Source organism: Roseateles puraquae (assembly GCF_002205845.1).
Taxonomy (GTDB): Bacteria; Pseudomonadota; Gammaproteobacteria; order Burkholderiales; family Burkholderiaceae_C; genus Pelomonas; species Pelomonas puraquae.
In genome coordinates, this window is record NZ_NISI01000006.1 from 182,775 (window position 1) to 200,234 (window position 17,460).

Annotated in this window: 15 protein-coding genes; 9 read left to right on the forward strand and 6 right to left on the reverse strand. The window is 71.0% G+C overall.

Going from position 1 to position 17,460, the window contains the following annotated elements; all coding sequences use genetic code 11:
- Nucleotides 1–781 precede the first annotated feature (781 nt).
- Both CDO81_RS15895 and CDO81_RS15900 read left to right on the forward strand, forming a co-directional pair.
- Nucleotides 782–2,035 (forward strand): SPFH domain-containing protein, encoded by a 1,254-nt coding sequence (locus tag CDO81_RS15895; protein ID WP_088484208.1) that lies wholly within the window; start codon nucleotides 782–784, stop codon nucleotides 2,033–2,035.
- 3 nt (nucleotides 2,036–2,038) lie between these two features.
- Entirely contained in the window at nucleotides 2,039–3,505 is a 1,467-nt protein-coding gene (locus CDO81_RS15900) for a hypothetical protein (protein WP_241517032.1), read from the forward strand.
- A gap of 15 nt (nucleotides 3,506–3,520) precedes the next feature.
- Here the strand turns inward: CDO81_RS15900 and CDO81_RS15905 are convergent, their stop codons facing one another.
- On the reverse strand, nucleotides 3,521–5,206 hold the full coding sequence (locus CDO81_RS15905; protein ID WP_088484209.1) for a GAF domain-containing sensor histidine kinase: 1,686 nt from the start codon (nucleotides 5,204–5,206) through the stop codon (nucleotides 3,521–3,523).
- 140 nt (nucleotides 5,207–5,346) lie between these two features.
- Between CDO81_RS15905 and CDO81_RS15910 the strand changes: the two genes are divergently transcribed.
- The 7 genes from CDO81_RS15910 (at nucleotide 5,347) to CDO81_RS15940 (ending at nucleotide 9,424) form a co-directional block, all read left to right on the forward strand.
- Nucleotides 5,347–5,694 (forward strand): YciI family protein, encoded by a 348-nt coding sequence (locus CDO81_RS15910; protein ID WP_088484210.1) that lies wholly within the window; start codon nucleotides 5,347–5,349, stop codon nucleotides 5,692–5,694.
- 148 nt (nucleotides 5,695–5,842) lie between these two features.
- The gene (locus tag CDO81_RS15915; RefSeq protein WP_088484211.1) at nucleotides 5,843–6,247 is read left to right on the forward strand and encodes a YciI family protein; all 405 of its coding nucleotides are present in this window, start codon (nucleotides 5,843–5,845) and stop codon (nucleotides 6,245–6,247) included.
- 10 nt (nucleotides 6,248–6,257) lie between these two features.
- Nucleotides 6,258–6,797 (forward strand): SRPBCC family protein, encoded by a 540-nt coding sequence (locus tag CDO81_RS15920; RefSeq protein ID WP_088484212.1) that lies wholly within the window; start codon nucleotides 6,258–6,260, stop codon nucleotides 6,795–6,797.
- Complete coding sequence (locus CDO81_RS15925; protein ID WP_088484213.1) at nucleotides 6,794–7,237, forward strand: SRPBCC domain-containing protein; 444 nt, start codon at nucleotides 6,794–6,796, stop codon at nucleotides 7,235–7,237. Before CDO81_RS15920 ends, CDO81_RS15925 begins: the two co-directional genes overlap by 4 nt.
- 10 nt (nucleotides 7,238–7,247) lie before the next feature.
- Entirely contained in the window at nucleotides 7,248–7,652 is a 405-nt protein-coding gene (locus CDO81_RS15930) for a VOC family protein (RefSeq protein ID WP_088484214.1), read from the forward strand.
- Nucleotides 7,653–7,668: 16 nt separating this feature from the next.
- Nucleotides 7,669–8,160: a VOC family protein gene (locus tag CDO81_RS15935; protein ID WP_088484215.1), complete on the forward strand. Its 492-nt coding sequence runs from the start codon at nucleotides 7,669–7,671 to the stop codon at nucleotides 8,158–8,160.
- Nucleotides 8,161–8,164: 4 nt separating this feature from the next.
- Complete coding sequence (locus tag CDO81_RS15940; protein ID WP_088484216.1) at nucleotides 8,165–9,424, forward strand: RNA polymerase sigma factor; 1,260 nt, start codon at nucleotides 8,165–8,167, stop codon at nucleotides 9,422–9,424.
- A 15-nt stretch (nucleotides 9,425–9,439) separates the two neighbouring features.
- Here the strand turns inward: CDO81_RS15940 and CDO81_RS15945 are convergent, their stop codons facing one another.
- From CDO81_RS15945 to CDO81_RS15965, 5 genes are all read right to left on the reverse strand, one after another.
- The gene (locus CDO81_RS15945; RefSeq protein WP_088484217.1) at nucleotides 9,440–10,120 is read right to left on the reverse strand and encodes a phosphatase PAP2 family protein; all 681 of its coding nucleotides are present in this window, start codon (nucleotides 10,118–10,120) and stop codon (nucleotides 9,440–9,442) included.
- Nucleotides 10,117–10,773 (reverse strand): hypothetical protein, encoded by a 657-nt coding sequence (locus CDO81_RS15950; RefSeq protein ID WP_088484218.1) that lies wholly within the window; start codon nucleotides 10,771–10,773, stop codon nucleotides 10,117–10,119. The genes CDO81_RS15945 and CDO81_RS15950 overlap by 4 nt, the downstream gene beginning before the upstream one ends.
- 35 nt (nucleotides 10,774–10,808) lie before the next feature.
- Nucleotides 10,809–12,782: a methyl-accepting chemotaxis protein gene (locus CDO81_RS15955; protein ID WP_144397273.1), complete on the reverse strand. Its 1,974-nt coding sequence runs from the start codon at nucleotides 12,780–12,782 to the stop codon at nucleotides 10,809–10,811.
- Between the two features lie 294 nt (nucleotides 12,783–13,076).
- Nucleotides 13,077–14,816, reverse strand: a complete 1,740-nt coding sequence (locus CDO81_RS15960) for a M14 family metallopeptidase (RefSeq protein WP_088484219.1) — start codon at nucleotides 14,814–14,816, stop codon at nucleotides 13,077–13,079.
- Between the two features lie 84 nt (nucleotides 14,817–14,900).
- Complete coding sequence (locus tag CDO81_RS15965) at nucleotides 14,901–17,426, reverse strand: putative bifunctional diguanylate cyclase/phosphodiesterase (protein WP_088484220.1); 2,526 nt, start codon at nucleotides 17,424–17,426, stop codon at nucleotides 14,901–14,903.
- Nucleotides 17,427–17,460 lie beyond the last annotated feature (34 nt).

Here is a 17,460-nt window from a genome sequence, read left to right on the forward strand (position 1 = left end):
GAAGAAATCTTCCGGGTGCCTTTGCCTAGAGCCTTTGCCGTTCGGTGCACCGTGCCGGGAATTCGCCCCGGCGGGCGAGTAACTTTTCTCTGTCGCGCCAGAGAAAAGTCACCAAAAGAGAGGCGCTGAACCGCAAGTCATCAGGCTGGTGCCAAGGCTCGCGCGCGAAAACTCAAGCTCGGCTTGTGCGCCGAAGCGACCCGCTGCGCTCTCGCTGCTGTCCCTGTCACGAGCGCCATCCATCGCACCTTCACGCCCGTTAACGCCGGCTGCACGCCGGGCTCACCAGTGAATGCGCCACATGCCTGGACGCGCCGTCGACGGCGCTTGGTTTTCAACTCGTGAGTTCGGCGTGCAGCCGACGTTGACCGCACAAGCGGTGGATGACGCGGGGTCTGGATAGGGTCAGCAGCGAGAGCGCAGCGGCTCGCCTCGGCTGAGGCTCTGAGCGTTTGTTTTCGCGCGATGCCCGTCGCAGGCCAGAGGCGACTTGCGGTTCAGCGCCTCTTCTTTGGTGACTTTCTTCTGGCGCAGCAGAAGAAAGTTACCCGCCCGCCGGGGCGGACTCCCGGCACGGTGCACCGAGTCCAAAGGCTCTCAGCAAAAGCGCCCGAAGCTCCGCGCAAAGGCCATCCGGCCCACCAACGGAGCAAACCTTCCGCCGCCGCGGAAGACACCCACCCGCCCCCGCCCTCGTCCCTTCCCCCGGTCCTGGACACCATGGCCACCGTGCATCGCGCCCTTCACTTCCGCGACGCCGACAGCCCCCAAGGACCGCACCATGCTGCACCGCCTCCAGTCCCTCGCCGCCTCGCTGCGCCAGGCTTTCCGTCGACGCGAGCAAGCCGCCGCCCCCCACCCTGCCCGCAGCCTGCCGCTGCGCCGCGCCCTGCCGCCGCTGCTGGCCCTGACCGCCGTGACGGCGGCCGGCTATGGCCTCGTGACCCACCCGCCGCTGCTGGCCGTGCCCCACGGCCAGGCCGCACTGCGTACCAACCAGTTCAGTGGCGGCACGAGCGAGTTCCGCAGCGGCAGCTTCCTGCGCCTGCCGGGCTTGCACGAGGTGCGCTTCTTCCCGCTGCGCGACCAGAGCTATCACCCAGTCGCGCTGGCCAAGGCCGGCGGGCCGGCGCCGCTGCAGTCGGTCGAAGGCCTGTCCCTCGGCCTGGACCTGAACGTGCGCTGGAGCGTGGACGCCACGCGTCTGCCCGAGCTGTCGCGCAAGCTGCCGGACGACATTGAAGCCGAGGTGATCGCGCCGGCCGTGCAGGCCGTCGTCTACAAGCAGGTGGCCAAGCGCACGGTGCGGGAGATCTTCTCCAGCCAGCGCGCGGAGATCGCCGCCGCGCTGGAAAGCGAGCTGCGCGCCCGCCTGGCCAGTGACGGCATCCTGCTCAAGAGCGTGCAGATCGGCTCGGTGGACCTGCCGGCCGACTACCGCCGCGGCATGGACAGCCTGCTGGCCGACAGCCTGGCCAGCGAGCGCATGCGCTACACGCTGGAGATCGCCGACAAGCGGGTCAAGGAGACCGAGCTGCAGGCCGCGGCCGACAAGGTGCGCCGCGAGACCGCCGCCGAAGCCGCCGGCCGCGAGCAGATCATTGCCGCCCGGGCGCAGGAGGAGGCCATGAAGCATGTGCTGCCCTTCAAGCAAAAGCTGATCGAGCAGCGCGCCCTTGAGGCGCAGGCCGAGAGCGCTGCCCGCATCAAGCAGGCCGAGGGCCAGGCCCAGGCTCGCCGCATCGAGATCGATGCCGAGGCGGCGGCGCGCCAGAAGCTGGCCGATGCCGAGGCCTACCGCGTGTCCCAGGTCGGCCGCGCCAACGCCGGCCAGATGGCGACGGAAGGCGCGTTGCTCACCAAGCATCCGCTGCTGGTGCAGAAGGCCATGGCCGACAAGCTGTCTGACAAGGTGCAGGTCATCATCGCGCCGCCCGGTTCGGGCGGCTTCATCGGCAATGCGCTGCTGGCGGGCGTGCAGGCCGCGCCCAAGGCCGAGCCGGTCGCGGCGGAAGCGGCCGCGGAGAAGGAGTAAGCCATGCGTCGCTTTGCGTTGATGGCACTGGCCGCCACGATGGCCGCGGCCTTCATCACCACCGCCCAGGCTGCGCCCGACTTCCCGCGGGCCGGCCTGGTGTCGCAGGACTCGCCGCTGCGCGGCGCCCCACGTGACACCGCCTCACTGCAGGCCCAGATGGGCCGGGGCGAGGCGTTGGAGATCCGCGGGGAGCGGGGTGACCACTGGCAGGTGTGGGACTACCGGCGCGAACGCGGCGGCTGGCTGCGCAAGAGCCAGGTGCTGCTGCTGCCCCGCGGTGACGGCGCCAGCGCCGAGCTGCTGGCGCAGTTGCGCCTGGCGCGCCAGCAATGGGGCACTGAAGGCCTGGGCCTGGGTCTGGCCGCCGCCTATGTGCAGGCGGCCACGCCAGCCGAGCTGGCCAGCCCCGGCGGGGCCGAGGCACTGGAGGCCATGGGCCTGTTTGCCGAGCGCATCGCTGACCGCGCCTCGCTGCCCGCGGCCCGGCCCGGCGAAGGCCAGCTCGCCGCGCAACTGGACGTGGCGGCGCGCTATGGCCTGAAGTTCGAGCAGTTCGAGCTCGACGAAGGCCGCGTGCAGGTCTGCTATGAGGGCGAAGCCTTCCGCCGCGTGCTGGCCGTGGGCGGCACGCCCGAGCAGCGCGCCCGCGCCGCCCTGGCCCTGACCCGGCCCGAGTGCCTGAGCCCGCGCGCCACACCCCGCGAGGCTGAAGCGCGCGACCAGTGGCGCCAGCAGGTGCTCGCGCAGGTGGACGCCGCCGGGCTGCCCGTGCACTGGAAGAACCGCCTGCTGATGCGCCGCGCCGCGGTGAGCGCGAGCCTGGCCTTTGCGCACGCGCGGCGCGGCCTGGCGCCCGAGCCGGTGCCGGGCTTGGCAGAGTTTGCAGGCATCGTGCCGACCGAGCTGACCGAGGACGACCAGCCGGCCTACGCCGAAGCCGCGATGCGCGTGAACGCAGCCCGCTGGCTCGGCAGCCCCGCGGGTGCGCGGGACTTCGGTCCGGTGCAGCTCACCCTGGTGGCGGGCGCCGACGGTGAGCGCTGTGTGGAGCTCAAGGACGCCGGGCGGCTGGTGGCACGCCGCTGCAGTTATGGTCAGGTCGCCATCGCCTCGGCGACGATGAACCGCGAGGGGCGTGCCTTGACGCTGGCGGCGCAGCCGCTGGACGGCTGGCGTGAGCTGTGGGTGTTCCGCAAGACCCGGGAGGGCTGGCGAGTGGAGGTGCTGCCCCCGGCGGCAGCCCAGCCCGGGCTCGGCGTCGCCGAGTTCGCCGGCTGGGTGCCGGGCGGCACGCAGATGCTGCTGGCACGTGAGGTGCGCGCGGAGGGCAAATACCGGCGCAGCTTCGAGCTGGTGTCGATCGACACCCTGGCCACGGAGCGCCAGGCGGCCGAGCCCGCGCAGATGGGCGCCTTCCAGCGCTGGGCTGACCCCGCCTGGCGTGGCGCCTCACCGATCCGGCGCTGACGCGATGGCGGCCGATCAGGCCGCCATCTTCACGGCCTCGGCGGTGGGCAGCTCCACCCGCGCGACGGTGCCCTTGCCCGGCTGGCTCTCCAGCCGGATGGCCCCATGCAGCAGGTTCTCCACCAGGCTGTGCACGACGAACAGGCCGAGGCCGCTGCCGCCCTGGCCGAAGCGCGTGGTGAAGAAGGGCTCGAAGGCGCGCTCCAGGTCCGCGCGCGGCATGCCGCCACCGTTGTCGCGCACCTCCAGCATCAGGTGGTGGGCCGGCGCCGGGGCGGTGCCGATGCGCACCTGGCCGGCGCTGCCGCCAAAGGCATGCAGGCAGGCGTTCTCGAACAGCTGCTCCAGCACCTGGCGCAGCACGTCGCGGTAGCCGTCCATCGCGAGCGACTCGGGCAGGTCGCAGATGAACTGCACGTGTCGCACACCCAGGCGGTGCTGCACGCTGGCCCAGGCCTGCTCAGCCACCTCGCGCAGCAGGAAGCGCGCATGCGTGGCGCGACCGCCGTCCTCGGTCAGCTGGCGAAAGCGGCTGATGAGCTGGAGCGCACGGCGCACGTTGTGCTCCACCAGCTGGGCGGCGTGGGCGGTCTGGGTGGTCCAGTCAGTCATCTCCTGGCGGCGCAGCGGCAGGTGGTTGGCCAGCTTGTCGGCCACCACACGGCTGTGCTCCCGCATCACGTCGGCCGACAGCAGCGCATTGCTCAGCGGCGTGTTGAGCTCGTGGGCAATGCCGGCCAGCAACTGGCCCAGCGCCGCGAGCTTGCGGCTGCTGACCAGCTCCTGCTGCGCCTGCAGCAGCTCGGCGGTGCGGGCCTGCACCTGCTCTTCCAGCCACTCGGCGGCGCGGCGGCGCTCGTCCTCCCGGCGCGCCTGATCGATGGCGATGCCGGCAAGGTTGCTGGCCACGCGCAAGGCGGTCAGCTCGTCAGGCCCGGGACGGCGCTGCTCGCGGTAATACATCGCAAAGCTGCCGATGACGCCCTGGTGGGCCGCATGGATGGGCTCCGACCAGCAGGCCTTGAAACCATGCGGCGCCACCAGCGCCTTGTAAGGCGCCCACAGCGGGTCGGTTTCGATGTCCTCGACGATGACCGTGCGGTCTTCGGCCATGGCCGTGCCGCAGGAGCCCACGCCCGGGCCGATGGACAGTCCGTCGAGCAGTTGCAGATAGCTCTGCGGCATCCGCGGGCCTGCGCCCGGGTGCATTTGCCGACCGTCCGAGTCCAGCAACATGACGCTGCAGAACATGCCGTCGAACTGGGCCTCGATGAGGGCCGTCAGGCGATTCAGCACGGCCTTGAGCGGCTGGCCGGTGGCGACCATCTGCAGCAGTTCGTTTTCGCCGTCAGACAGGGCCTGGGCGAAGGCGATGGCGCCCAGGTCGACCAGGCAGACGGTCATGAGCTCCCCCGGCGCGGCGCCGGTCAGCAGCAGCTCATGCGGACGCGTGCTGCCGTCGCGGCGCATCAGCGGCCACAGCAGCCGGCTGCTTTCGCCCGGCCCCAAGGCCTCGATCTGCTGCCGCAGCGCGTTGCACTGCCCAGGCAACTCGGGCGCGCACAGCCGCGACAACGGTTGGCCGACCAGCGTCGCCGCGGTATGGCCGAGCACGTCGGCGCGCCCGGAGGTCGCCTGCTCGATGAGCAACTCCGGCACCCGCCGGACTGACAGCATCGCCATGTGGGCCAGGTTGTCCATGATGGTCTCCGCAGTTTTCGCGTTATGAATCAAGTCGGGCGCCCAGGGGGCAACCACTGGCAACAAGCCCCTCGACTTTGCCCAAAACCGGGTTTGTCCGGGCCAGAATCGCCCCTTCACTTGCCGCAGATCAATCCGCCATGCCCCAAATGTTGCTGATCGTCGAACCCTTGGGCCAGCGCGCCGAACGTGGCCGTGCAGCTGGTGAGGTCTTGTACAAGCGCATGCTCGACTTTGCCAGTGAACTGCAAGCACAAGGCCTGCTGCTCGGTGTGAATTCACTCGGCAGTGAGGCCCGGCGTCTGGCCAAGCGCGACGGCAGCGCCCAGGTCTGGGACGGGCCCTTCGCGGAGTCGAAGGAGATGGTCGGCGGCTATTTCCTGCTGGACACCGACGACCCGGCCGTGGCCCTGGCCTGGGCGGAGCGCTGCCCGGCAGCCGAGTGGGCGACGGTGGAGATCCGCGGCGTGGGCCCCTGCTATCTGTGAGCCCCTGCCCCGCCCTCGCAGGGGCGGCGCGGCGCCGGCTTGTCGGCGAGAAGCTGGTGTTTTCCCGTAGTGCTGTCGAAAGTCGCCGGGCGCCATCGTCGTGCTCGGGAAGGCAGCACAACCGCTGCCGCGAGCACGAGGAGATGCCATGCGATTCATGATCCAGGTCCGCGCGACCGCCACCAGCGAGCGAGGTGACCCGCCCGGGCCCGAGTACGCCGAACTGTTCGAGCAGATGGGCGCCTTCCACGAGGAGATGGCGCGTGCCGGCGTGCTGCTGGACGGTGCCGGCCTGCGCCCGAGCCGCGATGGCTGGCGCCAGCGCTATCACGCCGATGGCCGCATGGAACGCATCGACGGGCCGTTTGCCGAAGCCAAGGAACTCATCGCGGGTTACACGCTGATCCAGGTGCGGTCGGTGGAAGAGGCCCAGGCCTGGGCCAGCCGCTTCCCCAAGCCCTTCGTGGGCATCGACTGCGAGATCGAGGTGCGCCGGCTCTACGAGGAGGCCGACTTCGGCCCCGGCGGCGACATGGAAATCCAGCGCGCCTGAGGGGGACCGCATGAGCACGCTCTCCCTCATCTTCATCACCTTAGGCGTGGCCGTCATGGGCCTGATGGCCTATGCCGCGACCCGGCCCGACGAATTCCGCGTCGAACGCCAGGCGCGCATCGAGGCGCCGGCCGAGCAGGTGTGGCCGCTTGTCAGCGAGCTGCGCGCCTTCAATCGCTGGAACCCGTATGAGCGCAAGGACCCGCTCATCAAGGGCGCCTACAGCGGCGCGGCCAGCGGCGTGGGCTCGCGCTACGACTGGGACAGCCGCGAGGTCGGCAGCGGCAGCCTGGAGATCACCGCGCTGCAGCACGGCCGCCGCGTGCAGATGAAGCTGGACTTCATCAAACCCTTCGAGGCACACAACCAGGCCGAGTTCGCGCTGCAGCCCCTGGCCGATGGCGCCACCGAGGTGCGCTGGACGATGCAGGGCCCGGCCAATTTCGTGTCCAAGCTGATGGGCGTGTTCATCGACATGGACCGCATGGTGGGCCGCGACTTCGAAGCCGGCCTGCAGAACCTGCGCCAGCTCGCCGAGGCCCGGCCATGATGGACCTGCACTTCAGCATCGACATCGCCGCCGCGCCGGCACGGGTGTGGGACTGCATGTTCGACCCGCTCGCCTACCGCGACTGGACGCGCGCCTTCGCCGAGGGCTCCTACTTCGAAGGCCGCTGGGCCGCCGGTGAGCGCCTGCGCTTTCTCGACCCGCAGGGCTTCGGCATGGAGGCGGTGGTGGACGACTGCCGGCTGCATGAGCACCTGTCCTTGCGGCTGGTGGGCGAACTCAAGGACGGCCGACCTGTGGCCGACAGCCCGCTGCGCACCCATCCGGCGCACGAGACCTATGCCTTCAGCCGGCAGCCCGACGGTGGCACCCGGCTTGCCGTGCAGCTGCAGGCCTGGAACGACGGCTTCCTGGCCTTTCTGCAGGACACCTGGCCGCAAGCCCTGCAGCGCCTGAAGACCCTGGCCGAATCAACCCACTGAAGGACGTGCCATGCACCGCCAGATCTACGTCAACCTGCCCTGCAAGGACCTCGCCGCGAGCAAGGCCTTCTTCGAGGCCATGGGCTATCAGTTCCACCCACAGTTCACCAACGACGTCGCAGCGGGCCTGGTGCTGGGCGACAACCTGTATGCCATGCTGCTGACGGAAGACTTCGCCCGCGGCTTCACGGCCAAGCCGTTGGTGGACGCGAAGGCGGCCACCGAGGTGTTGGTTTGCCTGAGCTGCGACAGCCGCGAGGAGGTCGATGCCCTGGTCGCCAAGGCGCGCGCAGCCGGCGCCGCCGTACCCCGCGAACCGCAGGACCATGGCTTCATGTACGGCCACGGCTTTGAAGACCTGGATGGCCACATCTGGGAGCTCGTGCACATGACCGCCATGCCACCGCAGGGCTGAACCTGGAGACACCCTCATGCAATTCACAGCCAAGCTCACCCCCTTCATCTGGTATCAGCGCGGTGCCGAAGACGCGGTCGCCCACTACCTGAAGGTCTTCGGCCCCGGCAAGGGCCGCGTGCTGCACACCCAGCGCTGGGGCGAGAACTCGCCCGGCGAAGCCGGCACCATCATGCTGCAGCAGGTGGAGCTGCTCGGCCTGCAGTTCACGGCCTTCAACGGCGGCCCGCACTTCAAGCTCACCGAAGCCTTCTCGCTCGCGGTGGCCTGCGCCGACCAGGCCGAGATTGACCATCTCTGGACGGAGCTGCAGGCCGGGGGTGGCCGCGAGAAGGCCTGCGGCTGGGTGGAAGACGCCTGGGGCGTGTCCTGGCAGATCATCCCGGCGGCCTGGTTCGACATGATCAACGACCCCGACCCGGCGCGGGTGCAGCGGGTGTTCCAGGCCATCTGGGCGATGGGCAAGATCGACCTCGCAGCACTTCAGCTCGCCTACGACGGAGCCTGATCGGGTGAGCCATGCCGACCTCGCCGCGGGCGTCTGGCGCCTGGAGCGCAGCCGCCTCGTGGGCGCGGCGGCCAAGCTGCTGCGCGATCTGGATGAAGCCGAGGATTGCGCGCAAGACGCCCTCATGGCGGCGCTGGACGCCTGGCCCCGCGACGGTGCGCCCGCCAACCCGGCGGCCTGGCTGATGACGGCCACCCGCAACAAGGCCCTCGACCGGTTGCGCCGACGCGCGATGCTGGAGCGCGAGCACGAGCACCTGGCCGCGGACGATGAGGCCTACGGCACGCATGTGGTGCCCGACTTCGTCGACCAGCTCGACGCCGCGCGGGACCAGGCCGAGATCGGCGACGAGTTGCTGCGGCTGATCTTCATCGCCTGCCACCCCGTGCTGCCGCGCGAGGCCCAGGTGGCGCTGACGCTGCGGCTGCTCGGCGGGCTGGAGACGGCCGAGATCGCCCGCGCCTTCCTGCAGCCCGAGCCGACCGTGGCCCAGCGCATCGTGCGCGCCAAGAAGGCCCTGCACGGCCAGGCCTTCGAGCTGCCCGGGGCGGACGAGCGCACCCAGCGCCTGCAGGCCGTGCTGGCCGTCGTCTACCTGATCTTCAACGAAGGCCACAGCGCCGGCAGCGGCGCCACACTGCTGCGCCCGGCGCTGTGTGACGAGGCCCTGCGCCTGGCCCGCCAACTGCAACATCTGCTGCCCGGCGAAGGCGAGGTGCACGGGCTGGCGGCGCTGCTGGAGATCCAGGCCTCGCGGCTGCCCGCGCGGCTGGATGCGCAGGGCCGCCCCGTGCTGCTGCCCGACCAGGACCGCCGCCGTTGGGACGCCCTGCTGATCCGCCGCGGGCTGGCCGCGCTTGACCAGGCGCAGTCCCTCGGCACGCCGGGCCCTTACACGCTGCAAGCGGCCATCGCCGCCTGCCATGCCCGCGCCGCGCGCGCCGAAGACACCGACTGGCCCGCCATCGTGGCCGGCTACGACCAGTTGCTGGCGCTCAACCCCTCGCCCGTCATCGCGCTGAACCGCGCCGTGGCGATCAGCTTCGCACGGGGACCGGCGGCAGCCTGGCCACTGCTGCAGGCCCTGGCCGGTGAACCCCAGTTGCAACGCTACCCCTGGCTGGCTGGCGCCCAGGCCGATGTGCTGGAGCGCCTGGGCCGCGTCGGCGAGGCCCGCGAGGCCTATCTGCGCGCGGCGGAACTGACCGACAACGCGGTCCAGCGGGAGTTGCTGACCGAGCGGGCGCGGCGCTTGGCCAGTTGAGCGCCCGCCTGCGGGTCAGCCGGGCTCGTGGGGCGATGCCGGCTGGCGCGCATCCCGCAGGTGCGCCGCCAGCTGGAACCACATCGCCGCCCACCCCGCCCCGAAGGCCCAGCCGGCGATCACGTCGCTGGCCCAGTGCACGCCCAGCACGACCCGTGTGGCGCCAATGATCAGCGCCATGGCGACGGCCACGCCGAGCAGGAACACCCGTTCACGCGTGCGCCCATGGCGCTGCGCGATCAGCACGCCCACGGTCAGGTAGAACACCGCCGACATGCTGGCGTGGCCGCTCGGGAAGCTCAGCCCCTCTTGCACCAGGGCCGCGAAATCCGCGTCGGGACGGGCCCGGCCGAACAGCGCCTTGAGGGTGCTGACCATCAAGGCCCCGCCGGCCATGGCCACGGCAACGGTCGCCGCCCGCGCCGGGCGGCCGACGCTGCACAGATAGGCCACCACCAGCACCGTGAACAGCGTCAGCACGGCTGTGCCGCCCAGCGCGCTGAAGTCACGCATGACCGCCTCGACCTTCGGATGCGCTGCGCGCCAACCCTGCGCGGCATGCAGCAGGGCTTCGTCCCAACGCACGGTCAGGCCCGCATGCATTGCGAAGGCGAGGACGGCGAACAGGGTCCAGGCCAGCGCGGCCAAGGCCCAGCCCCGGGGCGACACGCGCTGAGAGATCGACACGGTCGTCATGCGCGCAACAGCGCCTTGGCCGCCTCGACCCGCAAAGCCAGCGGTGCCGCTTCATCATCCAGCACCTGCTGCAGGAATTGCCGCGGATCGACGTGGCCCTCGGCCGCCGTCGGGGGCAGCTTCAGCGGTGTGCTCGCCTGAGGCGCTGGCCGCAGCGCCAGCATTGCGGCGTCGAAGGCCTCCGGCGTGATGGGCGACAGGCGCGCGAGCAGATCGGCCTGGCCTTCGGCACCGGGTTCGATGTCCAGCCACGGCGTCTCCACGAACACCGGGGCGAGGTCGGGTGCCACGAAAGCGGACCAGTTGCCGCTGGCCGCGTCCTGCGCCGGCACGGCAGGGACCAGGCTCTCGGCCTGCAGCCGCAGGCGCGACGCCGGCAGCTCGGGCAGGTAGCGGGCCCGCAGTCCCGCAAGGAACTGGCGCGCCTGCGCGGGCGCCACGGGCTGGGCAAACGAGAACCACAGCTGCAGCCCGTCGGTGCCCGACACCGCGATGGCCGGTGCCGGCAGCCCCAGGTCAGCCTGCACGCCGCGCCAGACGGCGCCCAGGGCGGTCCAGTCGGCCGGCGCGGCGACCTCGAGCCGCAAGGCCCGGGGGTGGTCCGGTGAATCGGTGTGATAGAGGCGGTGCAGTTCGGAGGTCAAGCGGCTCATGGCGCGCGTGAATCTACTCCACCCGCCAGCACGCCTCAGGGCAGCCGGAACACACCCACGGCCGCAGCCAGCTGTTCAGCATGCTGTCGCATCGCGCTGGAGGCCGCCGCGGTCTGCTCGACCAGGGCGGCGTTCTGCTGGGTCATCTGGTCGAGCTCCTGGATGGCCGTGCCGACCTGCGAGATGCCCTGCGACTGCTCGCGGGCGCCGCTGGAGATGGCGGCCAGCAGCTCGCCCACCTGGCGCGTGCTGTCGACGATGGCGCGGATGGTGGTGCCGGCCTCGGCCACGATCTTCTGCCCGCCGTCCACGCGCTCGCCGCTTTCCAGGATGAGTTGCTTGATCTCGCGCGCAGCCTCGGCGCTGCGCTGTGCCAGCGCCCGCACCTCGCTGGCCACCACCGCGAAGCCGCGGCCCTGCTCTCCGGCGCGCGCCGCCTCGACGGCCGCGTTCAGCGCCAGGATGTTGGTCTGGAAGGCAATGCTGTCGATCACGCCGATGATCTCGCCGATGCGCCGGCTGGAGGCCTCAATGCCCGACATGGTGCCCACCACTTGCTCGATCACCTCGCCGCCGCGGTTGGCCAGCTGCACATTGCCGTTGGCGGCGCTGGCGGCCTGCTGGGCGCCGTCGGTGGTGCTGGCCACGGTGGCGCTGATCTCTTCCATCGCGGAGGCGGTTTCTTCCAGGTTCGCGGCCGCCTGCTCGGTGCGCTGCGACAGGTCCATGCTGCCGGCGGCCACCTCCTGCGACGACAGGATGATGGCGTCGGCCGCCTGGCGCACGTCGCGCACGGTGCCGCGCAGCGAGGTCTGCATCTCGGCCAGCGAACGCAGCAGGTCGGCGGTCTCGTCCTGGCCCTTGGGCACGAGGGTGTCGGTCAGGTCGCCCGAGGCCATGGCCTTCATGCGCTGGGTGAGGGTGCGCATGCCCGAGCGCATCGACAGGAAGAAGCAGTAGAAGAAGTAGAGCCCCGCCAGCGCCATCAGCGAGATGAGCAGGGTGCCCGCCACGATGCGGCCGTTGAGCCGCACCTCGCGGGCCGCGAGCACGCGGTCCAGGTCGGCCGCCACGGCGCGCTGCAGCTTGCCCAGGTCGTCAATGGCGGCCGTGCTGCGCTTGACGATCTCGGCCGGCGCGGGCATCTCGCCGGCTTGCTGCATGACCAGCGGCTCCATCTCCGCGATGAAGGTGCGCGCCAGGCCCAGCTTGGCCATGTGGTCCTTCACGGGCAGCGCGGCGTTGAACTCGCCCACGCGCTTGAGGTCACCGTCGACTTGATCCAGCAGCTTCTTGTCCACCGCCAGACGCGCCGCAGCCTGGGCCGTGAGCTTGATGTTCTGCGGGTCGGCTGCGAGGCTGGCCAGTGCGCCACGGGTCAGGCCGAAGGTCTCCAGCATGTCAGGCAGGGTGACCGTGCCGGCGGCCATCAGGTAGTAGGAGTCGCCGTCCGGGTCCAGGGCCAGGCCGCTCTGGTCGACCACATGCTCGACCAGGTCGCCGAGCTGCTGGCTGACCTCGACATAGGGCTTGCGCACTTCAGCCGCGCTGAGGCCGGCGGGCTGGGCCTGGGCCGCCTTGAAGACCGTCATCAGGGCCTGCCAGTGCTCGCTGCCTGGGTCGGGCAAGCCATCCAGCAGCGGCTTACCCTGGCTGGCCAGGGCATCCAGGCTGGCCTTGAAGCGCTGGCGCAGCTCGGGCAGGTCAGGGCGCTCCACGCCATTGGCCTGGTCCACCAGCCCGCGTCGCAGCAGTTGCGTCGCCTCCATGGCCGGCACCATGAGCTGGATGGCCGCCAACCCCTGGCGCTCCATCTGCGTGGCCGCCACCACGGCACGCCGGTCAGACACCAGCATCCACGACGTGACCAGGATGGGCACGAGCAGGAACAGCAGGATCACGCTGGCCTTGGCCGGGAAGCGCATCTTGCGGAACCACGAGACGCCCAGGCGGGCCCAGACGGGCGTCGTGGCGGGCTTGGCGCGGGAGGCGAGGGAGAAACTCGACATGGACGATTCAACGAGCAGTGCTTGACCACGGCTTCCGGCAAGCTCGGAAGCCAAACGTTTGCAGGCCACGCCGCGGCACGACCTAATTTGTCAGTGTTAGCAATTCACCAAACCAGGGCAATGGCCGCCTCTCGGGCGATGCCGCTGCGCGTGGATTTGTGCCAGCCTGGGGCGTGAAGGCTGTCGCGTTTCGGCTGAATGCCTGCAAGTCGATTGCAGGACAGGCCTCGGGTCGAGCGGCTCGCCCGCAAGGCGCGACAGCGGGCGCTGGGCCGGCCAAGCGCCGCTTGCTGCTCAGGGGCGACGATCCAGCCGCAGCACCGGGTAGAGGTTGAAGCGCTCGTCCCAGCTCGGGTGCCGGCGATGGAAGAAGGTGAGCCGGGCCTCCGGGCTGGCGGCGAAAGCGGGGTCGTCGCGCAGCTGCGCCGCGAATGCCTCGCGCAGCGCCGGGCTGGCGGCGAGCTGCTCGCGGGCCACCTGCTCGGCCACATAGGGCTCCATGTATTCCTTGGGCTCGAAGGCGTTGGCGAAGCGCCCCCAGGTGGCCATCGAATCCGGTGCATCCGGCTCCAGCAGATGCATGGCCAGGGCCGCGAGCGGTTGGGCGATCGGCACGAAGAGGCTGCCGGCGGGCAGGTCGCGGGTCTCGTCGCGCCACTCGCCGGTGAGGCTCACGCGCTGGCGGCCTTCGGTCGTGGCGGCATCTCGCTTGACGGCGGTCGCACGGAAGACCTGCGCCGCAGCCCCGGGCCGCGCCTGGGCCAGGCGCTCGAAGCGCACCCCGTGCTGGGTCAGCTTCTCGCCCACCCAGGCCGCATGCTCGGCCGGCACCAGGTAGCCCGCGCCCGGCGCGCTCCGCACGCGGTCAGGCTCGATGCGGTCGCGCAGCGGCAGTCGCCAGACCTGCGGCCGCGTTTCGTCATAGCGGGTCATCAGCGCGCCGGAGATGTCGCTCGGCGTGCGGGTGTAGGCATAGCCGCGGAACTCGATCTCACGGGCTTCGTCACGGGTGCGCCAGGTCAGCGGGAGCTCGGTCAGCCGGCGCGCATCCGCCGCAAGCGCGGTCTGGCGCCAGCTGCGACCGTGGCGTGCCATCAGCGCGAGCACGGCATCTACCGTCTGGCGGGTGACGCGCACCCGGTGCGGGTAGGGCCGCCAGCTGTGGGTCTCCACCAGCATGCCCAGGCGGTTGCGCAGCAGGAAGTAGCCCTGGGAGAAGCGCGGTGTGGGCACGCTGTCGCGAAAGCCGCTGGCGGGGTTGTCGCTCTCGACGAAGGACGGGTAGAAGGGCAGTGGCAACGCACCTTGCCCGGCCAGCGCGGCGATGACGCCATCGCGCCAGGCGGTGCCGGCTTCGCGCAGCGCCGCGTCGCCGGCATGCACGGGCTCGACCATGATGGCGATGTCGTGCTCGAACTGGGCGCCGTCGGTGGTGTGCAGGTCGACCATGGCCAGTGGGTCCCAGGCGTTGACGAGGGCCAGCATGGCCTGCATCTCGGGCGCGTCGGCCTTGACGTAATCGCGGTTGAGGTTGAGGTTCTGCGCGGTGGTGCGCCAGCCCATCTGCTCGGGGCCGCGCTGGTTGGGGCGGTTCCAGGCGCCGAAGCGTTCATGCCCGTCGACGTTGAACACCGGCACGAACACCAGCACCTGGTCCTTCAACGCGCCCGGCCGGGCCAGCTGCTCGCGCAGGGCCAGGAAGCCGGCGTCCTTGCCCTCGATCTCGCCCGCGTGAATGCCGCCCTGGATGAGCGTGACCGGCAGCCCGGCCCGCCGCGCCGCCTCGGGCGTGAGCGCCCCGGCCTGGCTGGCCACCACCGCCCACATCGGCCGGCCCTGCGGGGTGACACCAAAGCGGAGGCAGCGCACCGCGCGGGGGTAGGCGCGGGCGAAGTCGTGGCACAGCCGATCGACTTCGTCATAACGGCCGGTCTGGGTGAAGCCGCTGCGTTCGGCATGGGTGGTCAGCGCGGGCGTGGCCAAGGCGGTGGCGCTGGCAGCCAGGCCAAGGGCCAGGAGCAAGGGACGGAACATGTCGCAAGCGGCTCGGCCGCAGGGTCGGGAAACGGCGGATTATTCGGCCGGAAGCTGCCGCCGTCTGTCAGTGGCGGTCCGGGGTCAGAGCTCGCCGCCGGTGAAGCGGGTGTCAGGCAGCTGCAGCACGCTGCGCAACTGCAGCCGCGTGGACGGCCAGCTCTGGGGCAGGCCATGGCTGGATTCCAGCTGGGCCTCCCGGGCGGCGGCGAGGCCCTCACGATGCGCCAGCTCGACGAAGGCCTGGGTGGCGTCGCGCGGCAGGGCCTGCGCGAACAGGAAGCCCTGGCCGATGCTGCAGCCCATCTCGGCCAGCACGTCCTGCTGCCCCACGGTCTCGATGCCCTCGGCCACGGTGTGCAGGCCGAGCGCCTGCGCCAGGTCGTGGATGGCCGACACGATGGCCCGCGCCCGGGCACCCGCGCGGGCGTGGTCGAGGTCGGCGATGAAGGCACGATCGATCTTGAGCTGGTCCAGCGGCAGGCGGCGCAGGTAGGCCAGCGAGGAGAAGCCGGTGCCGAAGTCGTCCAGCGCGATGCGCACGCCCAGCGCACGCAGGCGGGTCAGCAGGTCGATGGCGCGATGGTTGTCCTGCAGCAGGGCCGACTCGGTCAGCTCGACCTCCAGCCGGTCGGCGCGCAGGCCGCTGCGCTCCAGCGCCTCGATGACATGCAGCTCCAGCGGGCTGCGCTCGAACTGGTGGGCCGAGACGTTGACGGCCACCCGCAGCGAACCCGGCCAGCGCGCCGCATCGCGGCAGGCCACGAGCAACGCCCAAGCACCCATGGCGACGATGAGGCCGCTCTCTTCCGCCAGCGGGATGAAGACCGAGGGCGGCACAAGCCCGCGCGTGGGGTGGCGCCAGCGCATCAGCGCTTCAAAGCCGATCAGCTGGCCGCTGGCGAGCTCGATCTGCGGCTGGTAGTGCATCTCCAGCTCGCCGCTGTCCAGGGCCTGGCGCAGGTCGGCCAGCAAGGACAGGCGATCCTGGGCCTCCTGCTGCAGCGCCGGCTCGTACGGCATGAGCCGGTCACGCCCCGCGGCCTTGGCCGCCTGCAGGGCGAGGTCGGCAGCACGCATCAAGGCATCGGGCGCCTGGGCATGGCGAGGCGCACAGGCTGCGCCGATGCTGGCCCGGACGTCGATCTCATGGCCGTCGATGTGCACCGGCACGCGCAGGGCCGAACGCAGCTGCTTGCCCAGGCGGTGGATGGCCTCGGGGCTGAGCTCGTCACGCAGCAGCACCGCGAACTCGTCCGCCCCCAGGCGCGCGACCAGGTCGCCATTGCCGCGCCGGGCCGCCAGGCTTTCGGCCAGGCGCTCGCCGACGGTCGCCAGCAGGTGGTCGCCCGCCGCATGGCCCAGGGTGTCGTTGACCTGCTTGAAGCAGTCCAGGTCCAGCAGCAGCACGGTGCACGGCGACACCGGGCCGCCGCCGCCGAGCAGCAGCGCGAGCCGCCGCTGGAACTGGTGCCGGTTGGCAAGACCTGTCACCGCATCCTGGTCGGCCACGCGCATCAGCTCCCGCTCGCGCTCCCGCGCTTGCGTCACGTCACTGCACACGCCGCGCCAGCCCGCGCCCTCCAGCCGGTTGCCATTGAGCGACCACCAGACCACCTCGCCGCGCAACTGCAGCCGCAGATCGACGTCACGCAAGGGTTCGGCGGCGCCGAGCGCGCGGGTCAGGTGATCGAGGCGCCGCCAGGCGTCCGCATCGTCCGGGGGCAGATGACGGGCCAGCAGGGTCACCAGCGGCTGGCCCAACAGCGCCTCGACCGGCTCGCCCAGCTGCTCGGCCATGCGCCGCGACACGTGGCGCAGCCGGCCGTCGCGCCCGACCTCCCAGAGCCAGTCGCTCGCATGCTGCTCGAAATCCCGCAGCAGCAGCGACACCGTCAGGCGGTCCCGCGCCGCGGCGTACTGCGCATGCCGGCCTTGCAGGAACAGCCGCGCGTTCAGCAGCCCCGCCATGCCGAGCACCACGATGAACAGCGGCACCAACGGCAGCAGCGCGCTCATCCAGCTCACGGGGTGCAGCAGCAGGCCGACCGCCAGCGCGCCACATGACCCCAGCACCCAGGCCAGCGACACGGCCGGCAGCAGCGCGAACATCCAGGCCGCCGACGCAATCGCCCCGGCCAGGCAGGCCACGAGCGGCGCCTGCAGCGAGGAAGGGATGAGCGGTGCGACTTGCAGCACAAGCACCACATCCAGCACGCCACCCACGAACAGGTCGGCCGCCAGCCACAGGCCCGCCCGCACGCCGCGCTCCGGTGCCGAGGGTGAGCGGCGGTGGCATTCATGCCACCACAGCGCGAAGTTGAAGCCGTTGAGCGCCACCAGCGCGGCGAGCACCGGCCACAGCGGCACCAGATCGGTGCCTGCGGGCAGGGCCGCCATCAGCATGCTCACCGCAATGGCTGTGGCCACGGCTGAGATGGGCAGCTGCTCGACGATGGCGCGCCACTGGTCGTTGCGCAGGCGGGCCACATCCTCGGGGCTGTCGCCCGGCACCTGCCAGGCCGCAGCGATCAGGCCGGGCAGGCCGGCGCGTGCGCGCTGCCGCGGCGCAGAAGCAGGGTTGAGGGTGGAGGACGCAGGCTCGGCCATGAGCGGCCGATGCTAGGGGCCTGACAACGCTTTC